This is a genomic window from Arthrobacter sp. TMP15, from assembly GCF_039529835.1.
In the GTDB taxonomy this organism is placed as follows: domain Bacteria; phylum Actinomycetota; class Actinomycetes; order Actinomycetales; family Micrococcaceae; genus Specibacter.
In genome coordinates this window covers 854,692-872,141 of the sequence record NZ_CP154262.1, presented here as the reverse complement: position 1 = coordinate 872,141, position 17,450 = coordinate 854,692, and the positions used below count along the sequence as shown (strand labels likewise).

The 17,450-nt window shown below is 58.3% G+C and carries 17 protein-coding genes; 9 read left to right on the top strand and 8 right to left on the bottom strand.

All coding sequences use genetic code 11. The features are described from left to right. Positions 1-47: 47 nt before the first annotated feature. The gene (purH, locus tag AAFM46_RS03885) at positions 48-1,739 is read right to left on the bottom strand and encodes a bifunctional phosphoribosylaminoimidazolecarboxamide formyltransferase/IMP cyclohydrolase (RefSeq protein WP_343319679.1); all 1,692 of its coding nucleotides are present in this window, start codon (positions 1,737-1,739) and stop codon (positions 48-50) included. A 55-nt stretch (positions 1,740-1,794) separates the two neighbouring features. Here purH and murQ point away from each other — a divergent pair, with 55 nt between their 5' ends. From murQ to AAFM46_RS03860, 5 genes are all read left to right on the top strand, one after another. Next, on the top strand, positions 1,795-4,344 hold the full coding sequence (gene murQ, locus AAFM46_RS03880) for an N-acetylmuramic acid 6-phosphate etherase (protein ID WP_343319678.1): 2,550 nt from the start codon (positions 1,795-1,797) through the stop codon (positions 4,342-4,344). After that, entirely contained in the window at positions 4,344-5,318 is a 975-nt protein-coding gene (locus tag AAFM46_RS03875) for a serine hydrolase domain-containing protein (RefSeq protein WP_343319676.1), read from the top strand. Before murQ ends, AAFM46_RS03875 begins: the two co-directional genes overlap by 1 nt. A gap of 117 nt (positions 5,319-5,435) precedes the next feature. Further along, on the top strand, positions 5,436-6,788 hold the full coding sequence (locus tag AAFM46_RS03870) for an MFS transporter (RefSeq protein ID WP_283530623.1): 1,353 nt from the start codon (positions 5,436-5,438) through the stop codon (positions 6,786-6,788). Positions 6,789-7,006: 218 nt separating this feature from the next. Continuing rightward, a complete protein-coding gene (locus AAFM46_RS03865; protein ID WP_343319675.1) occupies positions 7,007-7,309 on the top strand; it encodes a hypothetical protein in 303 nt (100 codons plus the stop codon). A gap of 82 nt (positions 7,310-7,391) precedes the next feature. Beyond that, complete coding sequence (locus tag AAFM46_RS03860) at positions 7,392-8,015, top strand: VTT domain-containing protein (protein WP_343319674.1); 624 nt, start codon at positions 7,392-7,394, stop codon at positions 8,013-8,015. Here AAFM46_RS03860 and purN read toward each other — a convergent pair. From purN to AAFM46_RS03845, 3 genes are all read right to left on the bottom strand, one after another. Then, positions 8,012-8,590 carry a phosphoribosylglycinamide formyltransferase gene (gene purN, locus AAFM46_RS03855; protein ID WP_343319673.1) on the bottom strand — a complete coding sequence of 193 codons (579 nt, stop codon included), beginning with the start codon at positions 8,588-8,590 and terminating at the stop codon, positions 8,012-8,014. The genes AAFM46_RS03860 and purN overlap by 4 nt on opposite strands. 34 nt (positions 8,591-8,624) lie before the next feature. Beyond that, positions 8,625-10,022, bottom strand: coding sequence for a DUF6350 family protein (locus tag AAFM46_RS03850; RefSeq protein ID WP_343319672.1), 1,398 nt, complete (start codon positions 10,020-10,022; stop codon positions 8,625-8,627). 222 nt (positions 10,023-10,244) lie between these two features. Continuing rightward, positions 10,245-10,448 (bottom strand): cold-shock protein, encoded by a 204-nt coding sequence (locus AAFM46_RS03845; RefSeq protein ID WP_038467205.1) that lies wholly within the window; start codon positions 10,446-10,448, stop codon positions 10,245-10,247. 512 nt (positions 10,449-10,960) lie between these two features. Here AAFM46_RS03845 and AAFM46_RS03840 point away from each other — a divergent pair. The 4 genes from AAFM46_RS03840 to AAFM46_RS03825 all read left to right on the top strand — a co-directional run bounded on the left by AAFM46_RS03840 (position 10,961) and on the right by AAFM46_RS03825 (position 13,643). Beyond that, positions 10,961-11,437, top strand: coding sequence for a hypothetical protein (locus tag AAFM46_RS03840; protein ID WP_283530631.1), 477 nt, complete (start codon positions 10,961-10,963; stop codon positions 11,435-11,437). A 155-nt stretch (positions 11,438-11,592) separates the two neighbouring features. Next, the gene (locus AAFM46_RS03835; protein WP_343319667.1) at positions 11,593-12,315 is read left to right on the top strand and encodes a thioredoxin domain-containing protein; all 723 of its coding nucleotides are present in this window, start codon (positions 11,593-11,595) and stop codon (positions 12,313-12,315) included. A gap of 3 nt (positions 12,316-12,318) precedes the next feature. Beyond that, positions 12,319-13,173: a cytochrome c biogenesis CcdA family protein gene (locus AAFM46_RS03830; protein WP_343319666.1), complete on the top strand. Its 855-nt coding sequence runs from the start codon at positions 12,319-12,321 to the stop codon at positions 13,171-13,173. A gap of 5 nt (positions 13,174-13,178) precedes the next feature. Beyond that, positions 13,179-13,643 carry a hypothetical protein gene (locus AAFM46_RS03825; protein ID WP_343319665.1) on the top strand — a complete coding sequence of 155 codons (465 nt, stop codon included), beginning with the start codon at positions 13,179-13,181 and terminating at the stop codon, positions 13,641-13,643. 48 nt (positions 13,644-13,691) lie between these two features. Here the strand turns inward: AAFM46_RS03825 and AAFM46_RS03820 are convergent, their stop codons facing one another. The 4 genes from AAFM46_RS03820 to AAFM46_RS03805 form a co-directional block, all read right to left on the bottom strand. Further along, complete coding sequence (locus AAFM46_RS03820) at positions 13,692-13,964, bottom strand: hypothetical protein (RefSeq protein ID WP_343319664.1); 273 nt, start codon at positions 13,962-13,964, stop codon at positions 13,692-13,694. 444 nt (positions 13,965-14,408) lie between these two features. Further along, the gene (locus tag AAFM46_RS03815) at positions 14,409-14,933 is read right to left on the bottom strand and encodes a hypothetical protein (protein ID WP_343319663.1); all 525 of its coding nucleotides are present in this window, start codon (positions 14,931-14,933) and stop codon (positions 14,409-14,411) included. Positions 14,934-14,942: 9 nt separating this feature from the next. Continuing rightward, complete coding sequence (locus tag AAFM46_RS03810) at positions 14,943-15,623, bottom strand: alpha/beta hydrolase (protein WP_343319662.1); 681 nt, start codon at positions 15,621-15,623, stop codon at positions 14,943-14,945. 154 nt (positions 15,624-15,777) lie between these two features. Continuing rightward, positions 15,778-17,310: a hypothetical protein gene (locus tag AAFM46_RS03805; RefSeq protein WP_343319661.1), complete on the bottom strand. Its 1,533-nt coding sequence runs from the start codon at positions 17,308-17,310 to the stop codon at positions 15,778-15,780. Positions 17,311-17,450 lie beyond the last annotated feature (140 nt).

Sequence of the window (17,450 nt, the reverse complement as noted above, 5' to 3'; positions counted from 1 at the left end):
CCCAATTTCAGGTCGCTTGCGACCTGAAATTGGGGAGGAAGTGGGGACTAGTGGAAGAAGTGGCGGGCACCGGTGAAGTACATGGTGATCCCGGCAGCATTGGCCGCTGCAATCACTTCTTCATCGCGTACTGAGCCACCCGGCTGAACAACTGCGCGCACTCCGGCGTCGAGCAGGATCTGCAGACCGTCGGCAAAGGGGAAAAACGCGTCGGAGGAAGCCACGGCTCCGATTGAGCGCTGCTCGGAAGCGGCCTCGGAGGACGCCGAGGCACCACCGGCACCGTCAACGTCGGAGGAGACAAGCACACCTAGGGTGTTGGCCCGTTCAACGGCCAGTTTGCAGGAGTCCACCCGGTTGACCTGCCCCATGCCGATCCCTACCGCTGCACCATTGTTGGCGAGCAGGATGGCGTTGGATTTAGCAGCGCGGACTGCGGTCCAGGCGAAGGCCAGGTCAGCCAACGTGGCGTCATCGGCCGGCGCTCCTGCGGCGAGGGTCCAGTTGGCGGGGTTGTCGCCGTCGGCGTCGACCCTATCGCTCATCTGCACCAGCATGCCGCCGGAAACCTGGCGTACTTCCGCGGGGTAGCGGCCGTAGCCTTCCGGCAGCGCAAGCAGCCGGATGTTCTTCTTTTTGGAGAGGATTTCAACCGCTTCGGGCTCAAAGTCCGGTGCTATGACTACTTCGGTGAAGATCCGCGCCACAGTGCGGGCCATGCCAGCGGTGACGGTGCGGTTCGCGGCAATGACGCCACCAAAGGCGGAGAGTGGATCGCAGGCGTGAGCCTTAACGTGGGCGTCGGCAATGGGGTCCGCTGCGTCCACGGAGGCCACGGCTACACCACACGGGTTGGCGTGTTTGATGACGGCCACTGCCGGGACGTCAAAGTCGAATGCTGCACGTAAGGCAGCATCGGCATCGACGAAGTTGTTGTAGCTCATGGCCTTGCCGTGGAGCTGGTCTGCTTGGGCGATCCCCGAAGGTGCACCCTTGTCCACGTAAAGCGCTGCCTGCTGGTGCGGGTTTTCCCCGTAACGCAGTACTTCGGAGCGTTCAAGGGAGTAGCCGGCGTAGGAGGGCCAGTCGATGATGCCGTCGCCGTCTTCGTCCAGGAACTGGGCTGAGGTCCAGGCGGCTACGGCGTTGTCATAGGCGGCCGTGTGCGCGAATGCTGCGGCGGCCAGGCGCTGCCGGGCAATGAGTTCAAAGCCGCCGGACTGGGCCGCTGACAGTACTTCGCCGTATTTGGTGGGGTCAACAACAACGGCTACTGAGGGGTGGTTCTTGGCTGCGGCGCGGACCATGGAGGGACCGCCAATGTCGATCTGTTCTACAACTGCGTCCTGCCCGGCCCCTGATTTTACTGTGTCAACAAACGGGTACAGGTTAACCACAACAAGGTCGAACGGCTGAACGTTCATGTCTTCAAGCTGACGGACGTGATCCGGGAGGCGGCGGTCGGCGAGGATTCCGGCGTGAACCAACGGGTGCAGGGTTTTGACCCGGCCGTCCAAGGCTTCGGGGAAGCCTGTCACTTCGGATACTTCGGTCACGGGAATTCCGGCGGCAGCAATCTTGGCTGCCGTTGAACCGGTGGAAACAATCGCAACTCCGGCAGCGTGGAGGCCGGCGGCTAGTTCCTCAAGCCCGGTTTTGTCGTAGACCGAGATCAATGCCCGGCGGATAGGAACACGGTTATGCACAACGCTGGTCACAGGTAATCTCCAGAGGTTCATTGATGATGGCGACACATAAAGTTTAGGCCACTTCGGCGCCGGTAGGATTTGCGGTATGACTTCACGTGAGCTCAACCACACGCCGTCCTCCATAGACTCTGCATCCGCTGACCTCCCAGCAGATTTGTTCCGCCTGATTAACTCGGTGATTCTCCCCGGTTTTGTTGGCACCACTGCACCAGGCTGGTTGGTGACTGCTCTTGAAAACGGGCTGGCCGGCGTCGTATATTTCAGCCAAAATATTGATCCCGACGCCCCTGGACAGGTGGCAGCTCTCTCTGCTTCTATCCGGGCCGCCAACCCGCAAGCTGTGATCGGTGTTGACGAAGAGGGCGGAAACGTCACCCGTTTACAGTCCCGTGACGGCTCGGCCATTCCGGGCGCGGCAGTGCTGGGTGCGGTAAATGAGCCGGCCCTGACGGAAGCTGCGGGGCGCGCAATCGCCCGGCTGTGCCGCAATGCCGGCATCAACTTGGCGATCGCCCCGGTGGCTGATGTCAATACCAACCCGCGCAATCCCGTCATTGGTGTGCGCGCGTTTGGTTCGGATACTGCATTGGTGGGCGTCCATACTGCGGCTGCCGTCTCTGGCATTCAAAGTCTGCGCGTTGCCGCCTGCGCCAAGCACTTCCCCGGGCATGGTGACACTGTGGCTGATTCACACATGGACACGGCCCGCGTTGAGCTGACCTTGGCCCAGATGACGGCATCCCATCTGCCCCCGTTCAAGGCCGCCACGGATGCCGGGGTTGCTGCGATGATGAGCGCACACATCATCATCCCCGAGCTGGGTGAGGCCCCGGCCACCCTGAACCCGGCGGCGAGCGCACTGCTGCGCACGATGGGCTTTGAGGGGGTGCTGATTACTGATGCGTTGGACATGGCCGCCGTTCGAGCAACCGTTGGCCCCGGGGAGGGTGGCGTGCTGGCATTGCTGGCGGGCAACGACCTGTTGTGTGTGGGCAACCCGATGAACGCCTACACCACAGGCCGTGATGACGAGTCCTGCTACACCGAGGTTTACGACGCCCTGTTTGCTGCGGCTTCCTCCGGGCGGTTGCCTGTGGAAACCTTGCGCCGGGCTGCTGCCCGTGTGCAGGGGCTGGCGCAGTGGTCTGCCGCGGAGGTTTCCCTTGAAGCGGACGACGACGTCGATTGGGTTTCCGTTGCTGCCCGCGCCTGCCGTGTTGACTCGCCAGGTACACCAGCACTGGCAGGCTCCGGTGCGGTGACGCTGTTGGATGCGCGCACCGGGCACAATATGGCCGCAGGTCCCACCGCGAATTTCATGGCAACAGCCTTGAGTGATTATGCGGTGACTGCCATCAGCGTGGCAGGGCTCTCCACAGCGGAACTGGACACTGCCTTGGGCCAAACACCTTCCGGTACAGGGGACACGATGCAAGGAACCGTCCTTGTCATGGTTGACTCGTTGGAGTCTCCGGCGCAGCAAGAAACTCTGCAACTGGTTCTCGCCCGGGCACCCCGGGCAATCTGCATCAATGTGGGTCTCACTACTTCGGAACCAACAAGTTTTATGACAATCCATACCTATGGTTTCAGCCGAGTCAGTGCTCTTGGCGTGGTCAGCATATTAGAATCCCTCTCCTCCGTGACGTCCTCCCGTTCCCTCTCCCCCTCTCCCACCCTCTCCCCCTCAACGAGAACCCACGAAAAGTCGATCCACAGTGAAACAGTTCGATCCGAGATTGGAACGCTGACAACAGAAGCTTCCAATCCCCGCTACCCGGATCTAGCCACACTTTCAACAGCAGAGCTTGTTGCTGGAATGAACAGTGAGGATGCTCTAGTCCCTAAGGCCATTGAGAAGCAGCTTCCCGTACTTGCCACAATCATCGATGAGGTTGCAGCTCGCATGGGCCGGGGCGGCAGATTAATTTATGTGGGGGCCGGAACGCCAGGTCGCATGGGGATCCTGGACGCTAGTGAATGCCCGCCTACCTTCGGGACTGATCCGGAGCTGGTGGTGGGCATCATCGCCGGGGGCCAGGCGGCCGTTAAACAGGCCGTTGAAAATGCCGAGGACAGCGCCGAAGCGGGGACTGCTGACATGGCGGCATTGCAACTGGGCCCCCACGATTCAGTGGTGGGGATAGCCGCATCCGGACGTACTCCTTATGTCATTGCCGCCATTGAAGCCGCCCGGACGCAGGGTTGCTATACAGTCGGATTTGCCTGCAACAATAACTCTCCGCTGGGAGCTGCGGCCCAGAGTGCTCTGGAAATTGAAGTGGGCCCAGAGTTCCTGACTGGTTCCACCCGGCTGAAATCCGGTACCTGTCAAAAGATGGTGTTGAACATGATCAGCACCATCACCATGGTGCGACTGGGGAAAACCTACAAAAACGTCATGGTTGATCTTCGCGCCACGAACGCCAAACTCCATGCCCGCAGCGAACGTACTCTCATGCAGGTCACCGGGTGCGACGCCGAAGCAGCGACGGCAGCCTTGGCCGCAACCAATGGCCACGTGAAAGCGGCGATCCTCTCGATCATGACAGGTTTCTCTGCAGCACAGGCGGTAACGCTATTGGCTCAAAAGGATGGGTTCCTGCCGGCCGCGATCGACGCCGGGAGGCACTAATGCCTGCCACTCACCGAATACTTGAAACCAAAATACAAAAACTGCTGAATCAGTGCGTGCAGGACCGAATAGCACCAGCGGCGAGCTGCGCCGTTGTGCTGCACCATGATTGGCTACCGGAACTCACCGCCGGAGAAGCGTCACCACAGACATTTTTTGACTTAGCTTCCGTGACAAAACTATTCACCACCGTCACAGCACTTTCGCTAGTTGACAGTAAGGCTCTGGAACTCGATGCACCCATCGGGCGAATCTTGCCCACCTACCGGCAAGGCCAGAAAGCTACAGTGACGTTGCGGCAGCTGCTGACGCACACCTCGGGGCTCCCATCACAGTGGCGGGGATGGGAGCGCTCCCTGAATGAGGGGCGGGGATTTGAACGTGCGCGGCTAGTTCAAGACTTGTTGGACACTGCCCTGGAAGCACCTCCAGGAACACGTTTTGAGTACTCCTGCGCAGGATTTAACACCATCATGGTTTTGGCTGAACATGCGACGGGGCAACCGTGGGCCGCCCTTGTCCATGACAGGGTTTTGGCGAAGCTTCCCACTTCAGGCCTCACCGGTACCCCCCGGGTGGAGCACTGTGCACCCACGGAATACCAGCACGCATTGGGCCGTGGACTTATTCAAGGCATAGTCCACGATGAGGCGGCTTGGTCCCTGGGCGGACTCAGCGGCAATGCCGGTATGTTCGCCACGTCGGGTGGACTTGTAGCATTTGGCGAGTCCCTGGGCCGAGGGCTGCCCGGCATCCTCTCCCCCGGACTCGCTGAGGAAATGTGGCGCAGCCAGCTGCCCGAGATATTGGGTAACAATTTCAATCCAGAGGATCCCGCCTTCGGGCACAGTCTAGGCATGCGCATCAATGCGCAGACGTGGATGGGCTCACACGCCCAAGAAGCCCGAGGACACGGTGGATTTACCGGCACCTCACTGCTGATCGATCGCGAGCACAGTCTCTCGATCGCATAGCTGACCAACCGTGTAAGCCCCAGCCGGGACGGGGATGACGCAACCAACCTGCGCAAGGCTGTGTCCGACGTCGTCTATTCTGGTGAAAATAACCCTCGCTGATCAGGACACAGGAACATGAGCAACCCAACGCCCCTACTCACCGGCGACCGCGTAGTGCAGGAACTCCCTTGGCGTTGGCGCGTGCAAGGCAGTATCTTCCTGATCGGCGGGCTCGGCTTCATGTTCGATGCCTGGGATGTCACCCTCAATGGCTTCCTGATTCCGCTGCTGTCCAAAGAGTGGGGGCTCAGCACCGGGCAAGCGGCATGGATCGGCACAGCCAACCTGATTGGCATGGCAGTTGGTGCTTTCGCTTGGGGATCCATCGCGGACATTATTGGGCGCAAAAAGGCGTTCACACTCACCCTGCTCATTTTCTCCATTTTCACGGTTCTTGGTGCCGTCTCCAACGAGATCGTTCTCTTTTGTGTGTTCCGTTTTCTGGCAGGTTTTGGTCTGGGCGGGTGCATTCCCGTGGACTATGCGTTGGTGGGTGAGTTCACTCCCCGCAAACTCCGCGGCAGGGTATTGACGGCCATGGATGCGTGGTGGCCAATCGGGGCGTCCCTGTGTGGGGTGGTTTCAGCTGTGCTGATGGCATCATTTGGGAACTGGCGGTACCTGATGCTGGTTATGGTGCTCCCGGCTCTGCTCGTTTTTTGGGTTCGTGTGGGTGTGCCAGAATCACCACTGTATTTGGTGCGGGCCGGCCGTCCAGCGGAGGCTAAAGCTGTCATTGAACGCCTCATTGAAAGAACCGGGGCCACAGTGGGTCCCTGGACACTGCCAGACGCGGCAACTGCACCAAAACTATCTCTGGGCAAGATCACCGACCAGTTGGCGGGACTGTGGCGTTTCAACTGGCGTGTCACAGGGGTGGCCTGGTCACTGTTTCTAACAATTTTGCTGGTGTACTACGGCGCTCTGACGTGGATGCCCTCCATTTTGGTCGCCACTGGCTACGCCGAAAATAAAGCGTTCATGGCCACCGCGTCAATGACAGCCATTGGATTACTGGGGGTGGTTGCTGCTGCACTGCTTGTAGAGCGGCTGGGACGCAAATGGATTCTGGCCGTTACCGGTCCCTTGGCAGCGTTGTCATTGGTGATTTTTGCGCTGGTGTTGGATGCCCCTGTGGCCGCTCAAATCTGGTTGCTCGTGTTTGGTTTTGTCATACAAGTTGCCATTCCTGTGCTCTACACCTATGTGTCAGAGCTTTATCCCACGCACCTGCGCGCCACCGGTTTTGGCTGGGCTTCTACTGTTTCGCGGGTGGGTGCCGGGCTGGTTCCACTAATTTTCGGCTCCCTCCTATGGCCCGTATTGGGCTTACCTCTCACCTTCGCACTGACCGGTGGGCTTGTGGTGGCGGCAGTTATCTGGATGGCGATCTCCGCCCCGGAAACCAAGGGCACCGTCCTGGACTGAGCGCACTGCCGATATTCCACCCAACCGCATCCACCATCTCTCATCCCCGCCCGAACCACGGTCCTGGCCCACGTCCACGCCCCGACCCACGCCCCGACCCACGCCCCGGTGAGATTGGAGATCATGACACCCCGGCCGACGGACGGGGTGTCATGATCTCCAATCTCACCGGGGTAGTCTGTTGCAGACCTTGAATTCTCCACACCTAAGGATCTTCCATGAGCGTTCTACTTCCCACCGTCTCTTCCACCGTCGGTTTGCTTGGCGGATACCAAACGGCCCGGGTCACCAAGAACCGCCAGTTAGGTGGTGCCGTGTTGGCCGCCGCAGGCACCGCCGCATTTTGGGGCTGGAAGAAGAACGCCGGAGCCGGAGTTGCAACCGCATTGACCGCCACCTATGTACTGGCATTTGGCGCCTCACATCCCTTGGCTAAGAAGATGGGTGCTTGGCCTGCCGTCTACACAGTGACAGCCGCCACCGCCGTTGCTTCGCTCATTTTTGGCCGCACCAGGAAATAGCACCACTAAACTAGTAGTGCATCAGCACTGCTTCAGCACGGCCGGGCCAACATCCAAAACAAGCACCAAAGAAAAGGGCAATATGGATCTCGCAGCCGACACCACCGGCTTCCTTGCGAGCATTTGGATCTACCTGATTGGTGGGTTTTTTGTGATGGTCTCCGCCATCCTGCCGCCAGTTCCTAGCACTACCGTGTTCGTGGGCCTGGGCGCTTTGGCGGGGCTCGACGGCGGACCGAAAGCCCTGCCTCTTGTCTTAGCCATGATGGTAGGCGCCGTGGCCGGGGATCTTTTGACGTATTGGATCATCAAATTGTTTGGCCATACCCGGTGGGGTGCTACCCGCGGCCCTCGTCGCCAACGCGCGGTTGATGCCGCCACACGCAGGCTGAAGCAGCGACCCTACATGTTCATGCTGACCTCGAGATTCATCCCAATGGGCCGGCTGTCCTCCAATATTGCGGCCACAATGGCAGGGTATCCGCTGCGGGCATTTAGTGTGTTTTCCCTTGTATCCGCTAGCGTTTGGTCCATCTACGCCGTTGGCATCGGAATTTTGACGAGGTATTGGCCCGGTATCTCAACACAGGTTGCTGTCATTATTGCCATTGTCTTTTCCATCATCCTGGGCTGGCTCGTTGGGAGAGTCTCAGCCTGGGTACTTGACCGGAAGAACTCTAAGCCAAGCTCCGGCGTCGCACCTTAGATTTTGTCTTGAGAATTCCAGGCCGAAGCTAGGTCACCCAACACTTTGATCAGGAGTGCACGCTCTGCCACTTTGATGCGTTCGTGCAAGGATTCCTCGGTGTCTTCGGGCAACACTGTCACAGGTGTTTGGGCAATGATGGGCCCTGTGTCAACACCTGCATCTGCAAAATGCACTGTGCAGCCGGTGACTTTCACCCCGTATGCCATCGCGTCGCGGACACCGTGCGCACCAGGGAACGACGGCAAGAGCGCCGGATGAGTATTGACGTACCGACCCTCAAAAGCATCAATGAATGCTGGCGCTACAATCCGCATGAAACCACTTGAAAGAACGTAGTCCGGTTTGTACGCGGCAACTGCTTCCAGGAGCGCCGCATCCCAGTCGGTACGCGTTGTGTAATCCTTGAAATTGACCACGAAGGTTTCCAGTCCGGCCGCGGCAGAACGTTCAATACCGAACGTACCAGCTCGGTCCGCCCCGACGGCAACAATTTCAAGGGGCAGACTGTCGGCGGCATCAATCACGGCCTGCAGATTTGAACCGGTTCCGGAGACTAAAACAACTATGCGCATGCCCACAATTTTAGGGGCAAGGGGCGCCCTTGCCCTATTCGACTACTTCTTCATTGCGTCGCATCAGGGGTAAGCCATTGTGTTCGCCTTCAAGCCACGGTGCCAGCAGCGAACCAAGCATGACTCCTAGTGCCACTTCGGCTCCAATCCATAGTGCTGCCGTGAGCGGATCGGGTCCCAAATGGGTGAGTCTGCCAATACCCAGAGAGCCCTGCGAAAGCCAGAACAGCACCCAGCTCATGGCCATGGCGGAGACGCCGATGACGGTACCCAGAAAAAGCGTTGATCCAGGTAGTGAGAGCCAGCGTTGGCGCACCTTAAGTGAAAGCCACTCGTCAAAGTGATTCTCGCCAGCCCGAACAAACCACCAACCGGCCAAAAGGCCAGCTATAACGGGGATTAAGAGTGCTGCAAATCCCCACGTCATAGCCCCTGTGGGCAATGCAGCAAGGAGCGGGATGGGTGGCACGGGAGCCACAGCAGTTCCCAAGGGTGAGACCGTGGAACCGACACCAAGATCAAAGCCTGCACCGCCAGCCCATGCCAACGACCAGATGGCCAGATTCGGCATGAACGCCATCTGCGCAAGTGTCAGCGTTGCCCCACCCACTGCTCCTGGCCGCAACGCTTGGTAAACGGCAGCGATGTCTGACCAACGCCCCGCCAAGTTAACCGCCAGCAGTAATGCTGAAAGCGAGAGTGCGCTCATGAGCGCAATAAACCCTGAGCGCAATACCGTCCAAACATAGGAACCAGCCCAACGCTGATCCTGACTGGTTTTAGCGATCCAATCGGCAGCATTCATTCCAATCAGTCGGCTCCACGAGCCAGCTTCCAAACGAGAGCCAATGATCAGTCCTACACCGGCAGGAATCACCGGAATCAGTGTGCTGGCAAGCAGAGGAGCCGAGATACTGGGGATGCTGCACACAAAACCAGTTGCAAGACCGGCCGCCGCATAGACAGCAACAGCACTCAAGAGGGGCTGCCACAGCTGGTCGGTATAGGAGGCCCGTGCCAATCGCCGGCCAGCACGCCACGAGAGAAGAAAGGGAATCAGCGCCAAGCCTATCGGCAGCAAACTAAGTGTTCCCATTTGCAGGGATGCCGAACTGGGCCCGCTGCCAACTGTCACGTTCAGCGGAACACCATGGCCAAGTAACCAAATATGGCCGGCCAATCTGGCAACAATCGAGGCATCTTTCTCAGCAAAGCCGCCTGTAAACCAAGTAGCCGTCAACGGTATCGCCACGACCAAAGCCGAAATGACGAACATTTGAGCAGCCTCAAAGGCCCCCTGCAGCCACAGCGGCATGGGGATCCCGTCGCGTGCCCGCTTGGAGTTATTGGTGTTCATCGTTTCCAATGGTGCCACATGGCGGGCTTCACTGCCGTGAACAGCGCCGTTAGACATTGCCGTTTTATTGCTCACTGATGCTCTGCAAGTTTCGGTAATCCATCTCACAACGCGTTTGCGCCCGGCAAGCGAGTAATTCACGCACAGCCTGTCCGTTCTCGCCAGCCTGGAAGGGAACATCTAGCTGGCAACATAAAGGTGGATTAAACACAAATAAGGCCCGGGAAAACCCGGACCTTATTTGTTCAAGCCCTAAGGACTAAAGAATGCGCGGTTACCCGCACGTTTTCTTTAGAATTAGATAGCCTGGATGTTGACTGCCTGAGGACCCTTGGGACCCTGCTCAACATCAAAGGAAACCTTCTGGTTCTCTTCGAGGGAGCGGTAGCCGGAGGAGTTGATCGCGGAGTAGTGCGCGAAAACATCCTGGCTCTGATCATCGGGTGAGATGAAGCCGAAGCCTTTTTCAGCGTTGAACCACTTGACGGTACCTGTTGCCATTATTTCTATTTCCTTCTGAAGTTGGAGATTCCGCCCGACCTTCGGGCCTCCGTATACGGTGTAAGTCCGCTTCTCCAGAAAAGCGACGTCTCCCTAACGGGCGGCATCGCTTCAACTACAAAAAACGCAACACTACAACTACGTCCAAGTATACATATCTATTTCCACAAAGCCACTATGCACTGAGAGTAACGTCACTTGACTCCGCATGAGAATGCCAGGGCCGAGAAAAATCCTTGAATCTGTGCGGATTTGTAATCTCAGGCCAGTGACACGACAGTCAGTATTCATCTTTTGTTTACTGAACATGACGCTCGGTCTGGCCCAACATGGGCGGATCCCGGATCGGGCACTTCGGGCGAGGCCCAGATTCCCGTAGACCAGATTCCCCTAGACCAGGAAACAAACACCCCCCCCCGGCCGCCTCCCATATAGCTGACGTATAGTGGTGAAAATATGCCGAGAATCGGCCTAGCCAAGCCCCACGATGCTCCGTGATGAAAGGACCATGCATGCCAAAGCCTGCCTCACTGCTCAGCTTTGTCACCCATGCGGTTCTTTTGGCCCTCACCGGGTTGATGCTTGTGATCGTGGGTTGCACCGGCGCTCAGGCCTCTTCGGGAAATCCGGCAGCCTCCGGCAGCACCTACGAACTCACTTCCACTGCTTTGGATATACACGCGGTAGCGGTACCTGTTTTAGCCGTAACCACGGGGCTCTCCTTACCCAGCACCGCTCAGTTACCCAACACCGTACTGTCACCCGGCACTGATGCACGCCCGGCGTGGACCACCTGTGTACCGGGGCGAGACAAAGTACGGCTGGAACAAAACGCTCTCACTCCTGTCTCGGCACATCTACAACGCCCGCCTTCAGCCCTGGAGTCCGATCTTCTGACGCCTGCGCGTGCTGACGGTGGTGCTGACCAGTTCGCTGATAGGGTTCCAGCGGCGTTGACGCACCTAGATCTTGGGATTGTGCGGACTTAGACCTGAGGCAAGCCGCTTTACCCTGCCCAGAAACTACGGGCTAACAAGCGGCATCCAAGGTGTCCTCTTTATATACGAATATATGCAAGTGCTCTGCCGCCGGTTTGTCTACTGCCGCGGAAGTGCTGCCCTTGCACAAGCTTGAAAGATTATTGATGAAGACGAAGAAGACCAGAAATATCATTATGCTGCTGGCACTGGGTGTTGTCATTGTTCTAGCCATAGTCTTTGTGGGCGCCGCTGCAGGCAAAGACCGTCTAAAGTCCGCGGAAAACCCTGCCAGTCAGAACTCGTCCTCCTCCGGTGGCGCAGCGCCCGCCCCGGAACTGAACCTGGAGCGACGCACACCTTCGGATCCGCAAGCTCTAGGAGACGTGGATGCTGATGTTGTTCTAATCGAGTACTCCGATTTCCGTTGCCCCTTCTGCGGGGTTTACTCCCGCAAAACCCAACCGGAAATCATCAAAAAATATGTTGACTCCGGTCAGCTGCGCATTGAATGGCGTGACCTGCCCCTGTTCGGCGAAGGGTCAATAAACGCTGCCGTGGCAGCACGTGCTGCAGGAGTGCAGGGTTTATTTTGGGAGTTCAATGAGACGCTCTACGCTGCCGCCCCAGAAAAAGGCAAAGCAGAGCTCTCCGAAGCGGAATTATTGAAGTTCGCTGAGCAGGCAGGGGTGCCTGACATGAAAAAATTTGCTGCGGATATGAAAAGTCCGGAGCTTTTAGCCCTGGTGAAAGCGGATGTGGCCGAGGCAACGGCGCTGGGACTAAACAGCACGCCCACTTTTGTCATCAATAATCAAGCGATCCCGGGCGCTCAGCCACTGGAGGTCTTTACCCAGATTATTGATGGCGAACTGGCCAAGGTGAAATAGCCCATGGACATCGGATACACCGGGGCCTTCCTGGGCGGGATACTTACGCTTCTCAGCCCCTGTTCGGTGATGCTGCTACCGGCATTTTTTGCCTACGCGTTCGCCAGCCCTACTAAACTCTTGGGCCGTACGGCCCTGTTTTACGCCGGCCTATTGACAACGCTTGTACCTCTTGGACTGTTGGCCGGGCTGGTTGGTTCCCTGATCACACAAAACCGGTCAGTGCTGATCAATATTGCTGCAGCCGTGGTCATTGTCATTGGAATTTTACAAATCAGTGGAGTGGAGTTCCCTGGTCTGAGCCGCCGCGGAGGCACTGACGGGACCTCAGCAATATCGGTTTTTGTTCTCGGCTCCGTGTATGGAGTGGCCGGGGTATGCGCCGGTCCCATTCTTGGATCGGTGTTGGCCGTGGCTGCCGCTGGCGGTAATCCACTGTATGGCGGGATCATGCTGGCAATTTTTGCGCTCGGCATGGCGCTGCCGTTAGGAATTTTATCCCTGTTCTGGACACGCTTGCGGTTGGGTCAGCGTGGTTGGTTGAAACCACGCCGTTTCCGGCTGGGACCGTGGGAGAACTCGGTGTGGATGGTGGTCTCCGGGGTGCTTTCCATCGGTATTGGTGTCCTACTGCTACTGACTCAGGGCACGGCTTCCTTGGGCGGTCTGCTGACTATTGATGCTCAGTACGAGGCGGAATCCTGGGTTGTTGGGATCTCATCAAAGATCTCCAACGTAGGCTTCGGTGTCGCCGCGCTGCTGGTTCTTCTTCTTGCGGGCGGACTCTATTTGTGGCGTTCACGCCGCGCAGAGCAGGCTTCCCGAACCGCCAGATTCCACACCGTCTTCAGAGAGTAGCTAGCGTGTTTGCCACTATTGTCTCTAATTTGCGTCTGTGGCCGCTGCGGCGCTGGTCGGCAGGTGCCGCCACGGCGCTGCTGGTCTACGTATTGGTCGCCATTCCCACGGTCCTTATTCCGAACACCTTCTTTAGCCGTGAGATCCCGCCAACGTGGTGGTCTTACGCCGCGCTGGGCATCAGCTCGCTACTGACGGGGCTGCTGGTAGCCACCTATGTGGCCTCACCGATCACCCGCGCGGGAGCAACCAATAAAGCGGGCGTCTTCGCCTCATTTTTGACCTTCTTTGCCGTGGGCTGCCCTGTCTGCAACAAAATTGTGCTGTTGGTGTTGGGTTCGGCAGGCGCGATGAAGTTTTTTGAGCCCGTGCAGCCTATTCTGGCGGTGCTCTCCATCGGACTGCTGGTGTGGGCTTTGCTGCGCAGAATCTCTCAAGAGAATTCGTGCAAGGTACCTGCCGCGGTTTAGGCTCGCGTGAGTATCCCCCGCTAAATCGGACGACGGCGAGAGGTTGCCTTAGTTGAACGAGCGGTCCGGTCCCAGCCGGGAGAGAACAAACGCATCGGATACTGCGGCTGGGTCGAACCTCAGCAGCAGCGAGGCTTGCAAGGCAAGCGCCAACTTTTCCACCACGTTGCGGGCCTGCCCGGCAAAATCCTGTGGCGTCGAGTGCATAGGAGCCACCTCTTCCCTGAGCCGGGCAGTGAAGTCATCAAAAATCGGGTGCGTGCTTGACGCGAACCGCAGCTCCTGGAAAAACGCATCCACAGATTCGGGTTCGGTGGCCATCGCTCGCAGTACATCCAGGACAATACATCCAGGGCAATCACATTGCCCGTACCCTCCCAGATCGCCATGACCGGTTGTTCCCGGGAGCGCATAGCCAAAGGGAAGTCCTCAATATAGCCGTTGCCGGCCAAATATTCCATGGCTTCGTAGGCATGATTGGGACCTCGCTTGCACACCCAGTATTTGGTCAGTGCAGTCCCAAGGCGCCGGAAGGCGCGTTCGGAATCTCCGGCGTCGTCATCACAAGCAGAGGAAAGGCGCATGCTCACTGCGGTAGCGGGCATGCCATACGGCCTCGGCCACCGATTGGCGTATGCCACCGATTGGCGTACGCCGCCGGCCGTGCCGAGAATAGAGTCAAAGCGGGCTTGGCCCACCATTGTCAGGATGGCGCGCACCCCGCGGCCCGGCTCGCCCACCCGCCACCCGACGGTGTTGGCAAATTCAAGCTCGGCGGAAGCGTTGGATCTGTTGCCCAGCTTGTCCTTCAGGCGCTGGATCAAGAACGTGTTCCTGCTCGCATCCGGCAGTACTCTGGGCACCAGAAAGCAGCCAAGCCCCGCCTCGTCCCGCGCTAACACCAGAAACGCATCCGACATAGGCGCCGAACAAAACCACTTGTGGCCGGTCAGGCGGAAATGATCCCCCTGAGGCACGGCGCGGATGGTGTTGGCCCGCACATCCAAGGCAGCCACTGCCCCGTTTCACCTGCGCAAAAAGCATAAATTGTGCAGCTCGCAGTGCGCTGGCTTCCTTGCCCGGGAACTCCCATACGGGAGTATGCGCACCAGCAGCGACGGCCTGGGAAATGATGCGATGGTAGAAGGGGTGGCAATCCACCTCATCGATCCGTTGCCCGTATTTGCTGTGTGCGCGTAGAATCGGCGGATTCTTGTGGGCCAGTCGAGCATCTTCCTGAAACTGTGCGGAGCCGACGGCGGCGAGGGATCCGGCGTCGTCTGCGGTCATGGCTACAGGCTATGCCATCTGTGTTGCGGCCCGGTCTAGGAACTGGGCAACCTCTCGCGGGCGCGATAACACGGGGGCGTGACTGGAGGCTATCTCCGTCACGGACGCCCCCATGCGCTCAGCCATTTCGCGCTGCAAAACCGGTGGGACGCAACAATCATCCGTGGCCACAAGATAATGGGATGGCAGCTCCAACCAGGCAGGGGATCCCACCTTCACACGGTCGAGCCCAATCCGAACCATTCCCTGAGTCGCCGCGGCCACGGCGACCAGCTCGGCTGGGGCATCTGCTGCCAGCACTGCGCCAAAATACGGCCGGTCAATATAGGTGTAATCTCCCGCCACCACCACGTGGGCAGGAACAAGACTGCCTGGGTGACGCCGGGACAGCCCGCTGACGGATTCGCCTTCTACTGGGGCAAATGCTGCAACATAGGCCAGCGCTTTCACGGCCTCAACACCGCGAGCAGCTTCTCCGATGACCGCTCCACCATAGGACCACCCCGCCAGTAAGACCGGGCCCGTCACAGTGGCCAGTGCCCGGCGCACGGCAGCGACGTCGTTCTCAAATGACTCAAGTCCCAGCTGAGCGGCAATAGGGACATGCCCCATTGCTTGCAGTTCGGTGATGACCTTGGCCCAACTGGAACCATCAGACCAAAGGCCATGGACCAAAACGATATTTGTCATGTGTGCACCTCTTCTTTGAAGTTTTGCTCAATGTATCAGGACAGAATCCGGCCTATCAGACAGCCCACGAGGGCACGCCCGCAACTACAGTGCTAACAGTTACAGGCACCTTGGTTACAGGCCCTTTGGCTACAGGCACTTTGGTTCTAGGGCCCTAGGTACACAGGAACACTCCGGCGCGGTACCCGTACTGCCGTTCCAAGTTATCGATGCCCTCTGGGTCATGCCCGGTGAGTGCTTCTTGGATGGCTTCTGGCGGCGCCGGGAATTCCGCGTTGAGGTGTTTCAGGGCCCACGTGTTGCTTGTAAATGCCCACTCAAAAACCAGCAGGGCGCCAATCACGGCAGCCCATGTAAGTACGTGTGCCGGTGTCCAAGGAATTTCGCGGTTCAACGGGGCAAACACCATCGTGTGTGTGGTGAGCATCGAGAAACCTGCGGCAAAGAAGCCGGTAAAAACTGCCGCTTCCGTAGCTCCGAACGATACCCCGGAACGGATAAACCAGCGCCTGCGCAACATGAATTGCCAATACACGCCAGCATTGATGATAGTTAGAACCGTGTAGAGCCATAGTGCCGCCAATGTCCACCATGGAACATGATCAATCATGGAGGGAACCAGTAAGGTCCCGGCCAGCGCCAAAAGAGCAATCAAGTTTGGTGGAACACCAATCAGGAAGCGGGTCCGCCGGGCTGACTTAGGTGTGGGGGCGCCCTCTGAGTGAGTTTCATCAGCCATCCACTGCGGAATATGTTCCATGCCAAGCGCCGCGCTGCCCGCAGCTGTCCCGTCTGAGGTTGGTTCCACCTTGGCGGAGGCTTCATCGCCGCTGATGTGATCCGCTGGAAACGGTTCGTCGTCAATGTTCACGAAACTCTGTCCCACGTATCGGCGTTCAAGCAATATTCGCTCCTGCACAAAGGGACGTTCCGGATCAGTCCACACGTCAAATTCGTTGCCTATGGCCGGCGCCCACACTGGATAGTCAAAGAACCGGATCCGGAGAGTTTGTGTCTGATCTTGCACAGGGTATTCCAAATCCACGTGGAACATCGCCCGGCCATCAACAATGAACCTCTCATTGGTCACAGCCACCACAGTGCCGGTTACGTGGTCCCCGCTTGAAACTATGTCCCGATGGATGCGCTGTTCCGCCCTGGCCTGAAGCCAGATTATTTTACCCAGTTTAAGCAGTTTGATGGTGGGCACAATCAGCAGGACCGCCACCCCAGTCAACAGCAGGAAGCCAAGCCCATCTCCAGCAGCAGCACGGATAATCGCAGCCAAGACACATCCAGCCAAGAGCCCGGTGAGCATGGAGGCATAGACCAGACGCCTACCCCGCGGTGGCACCACTGTGTGCCCGTGATGTTCGGAAGTGCGCTTGACTACCCCGTAGCCCATCACATGTTTGAAGTCCTTACCTATCTCTTTGCCCAAATTCAGCGCACCCACCAGCCCAATAACGAACAGCAGGGCAGGCACAAAGTGGGCTACGTCCTCAAACACGCGAGCAACTTCAAGGGGTGAGAAGAAACCGAGCATGGCCACAGCCATGGCCCAGAGGAAAGCCACCAGAGAACAGGCACGGATGGTCTTGCGCACATAGCCACCCCAAATAATCGGGGACGTTGGCAACGGCACACATTCCGAACCCGGCACGGCCCGAGACATCGGATACGCCATTACTGCCCCTTCGTGATAGCTGAACTTTCATTGTGCCCACGGGGGACTGCGATGTCGAGCTACGCCACGCCCGTACCCCCTCCGGGTCCGCCCTGGGCACCTCAACCTCCTGGGCACCTCAGACCACCGTCGAGATTGGA

What these genes read in the sequence shown, in the direction of transcription:
- purH (WP_343319679.1), bottom strand. Translation starts at nt 1,739, where the DNA reads ATGAACCTCTGGAGATTACCTGTGACCAGCGTTGTGCATAACCGTGTT.
- murQ (WP_343319678.1), top strand. Translation starts at nt 1,795, where the DNA reads ATGACTTCACGTGAGCTCAACCACACGCCGTCCTCCATAGACTCTGCA.
- AAFM46_RS03875 (WP_343319676.1), top strand. Translation starts at nt 4,344, where the DNA reads ATGCCTGCCACTCACCGAATACTTGAAACCAAAATACAAAAACTGCTG.
- AAFM46_RS03870 (WP_283530623.1), top strand. Translation starts at nt 5,436, where the DNA reads ATGAGCAACCCAACGCCCCTACTCACCGGCGACCGCGTAGTGCAGGAA.
- AAFM46_RS03865 (WP_343319675.1), top strand. Translation starts at nt 7,007, where the DNA reads ATGAGCGTTCTACTTCCCACCGTCTCTTCCACCGTCGGTTTGCTTGGC.
- AAFM46_RS03860 (WP_343319674.1), top strand. Translation starts at nt 7,392, where the DNA reads ATGGATCTCGCAGCCGACACCACCGGCTTCCTTGCGAGCATTTGGATC.
- purN (WP_343319673.1), bottom strand. Translation starts at nt 8,590, where the DNA reads ATGCGCATAGTTGTTTTAGTCTCCGGAACCGGTTCAAATCTGCAGGCC.
- AAFM46_RS03845 (WP_038467205.1), bottom strand. Translation starts at nt 10,448, where the DNA reads ATGGCAACAGGTACCGTCAAGTGGTTCAACGCTGAAAAAGGCTTCGGC.
- AAFM46_RS03840 (WP_283530631.1), top strand. Translation starts at nt 10,961, where the DNA reads ATGCCAAAGCCTGCCTCACTGCTCAGCTTTGTCACCCATGCGGTTCTT.
- AAFM46_RS03835 (WP_343319667.1), top strand. Translation starts at nt 11,593, where the DNA reads ATGAAGACGAAGAAGACCAGAAATATCATTATGCTGCTGGCACTGGGT.
- AAFM46_RS03830 (WP_343319666.1), top strand. Translation starts at nt 12,319, where the DNA reads ATGGACATCGGATACACCGGGGCCTTCCTGGGCGGGATACTTACGCTT.
- AAFM46_RS03820 (WP_343319664.1), bottom strand. Translation starts at nt 13,964, where the DNA reads ATGGCCACCGAACCCGAATCTGTGGATGCGTTTTTCCAGGAGCTGCGG.
- AAFM46_RS03815 (WP_343319663.1), bottom strand. Translation starts at nt 14,933, where the DNA reads ATGACCGCAGACGACGCCGGATCCCTCGCCGCCGTCGGCTCCGCACAG.
- AAFM46_RS03810 (WP_343319662.1), bottom strand. Translation starts at nt 15,623, where the DNA reads ATGACAAATATCGTTTTGGTCCATGGCCTTTGGTCTGATGGTTCCAGT.
- AAFM46_RS03805 (WP_343319661.1), bottom strand. Translation starts at nt 17,310, where the DNA reads ATGGCGTATCCGATGTCTCGGGCCGTGCCGGGTTCGGAATGTGTGCCG.